Origin of the sequence: Rathayibacter agropyri (genome assembly GCF_013249015.1) — a bacterium.
In the GTDB taxonomy this organism is placed as follows: Bacteria; Actinomycetota; Actinomycetes; order Actinomycetales; family Microbacteriaceae; genus Rathayibacter; species Rathayibacter agropyri.
In genome coordinates, this window is sequence record NZ_JABRPL010000022.1 from 1 (window position 1) to 709 (window position 709).

The window sequence follows — 709 nt, forward strand, 5'->3', positions numbered from 1 at the left end:
CAACCTCATTCGTACGGTCACCCGCCTCGAACTTTATCGACTCGGCTGGTAAACAACCTTATGAATAACGCTCTTAGCAGTATAAATCGAAAATTCCATATTGTCCTCCTCTTCTCAAAAAGGATTCGACATCCTTGCCGTAGATGTGTTCCCGTTGATCTCGTATTCGATCCGCGTCTCCCGCTGACACTTCACAATCAGACGCAAAATCCTCTGGATTTTACTCGCCGGCTAGCTCAGCCTCAAGCTGCGCCGTCCAAGCGTTGTCACCCTTCCAGAACCTCCAGAAGTTGTCCTTCTTCTCCTCAGCGGTCAAATCGTCGTAGTATGTCCAATCACCCTCAGCAGTGCCCGCTTCGGTGTCCACCGCCCAGCGAAACCGCACTGGGGATTTACCCTGCAGGGTACGGAGGATGTCGTGCAGCTCAATGATTCGCGGCCTGACGAAAGCGACATTCTCATAGAACCCGGTGTCATCCAGGACAGCAGAGACGTCGAGGACGCGACCGCCGACAATGACAGTCCTGATGTTACCCTCGACGCCTGTGACATTTCCACGACTGTCGTCCGTGATTTTACCTTGCACGTAGAACTTGTCGACTTTATCACCGACCTGCTCCATGCTGAAGATAAGAATCTCGTCTTGGATCTCCGATAGCCGTTCGAAACTAGTCTCGTTGTTCATGACAGTTCCCTAATCGATATTTGG

General features: G+C 51.5%; 1 protein-coding gene. It reads right to left on the reverse strand.

All coding sequences use genetic code 11. The annotated features are described in order from the left end of the window. Window positions 1-220: 220 nt before the first annotated feature. Window positions 221-685, reverse strand: coding sequence for a hypothetical protein (locus HRF29_RS14585; RefSeq protein WP_173249574.1), 465 nt, complete (start codon window positions 683-685; stop codon window positions 221-223). Window positions 686-709 lie beyond the last annotated feature (24 nt).

Excerpts from the sequence above, each read along its gene's own strand:
- HRF29_RS14585 (WP_173249574.1), bottom strand. The coding sequence starts at position 685 with ATGAACAACGAGACTAGTTTCGAACGGCTATCGGAGATCCAAGACGAG.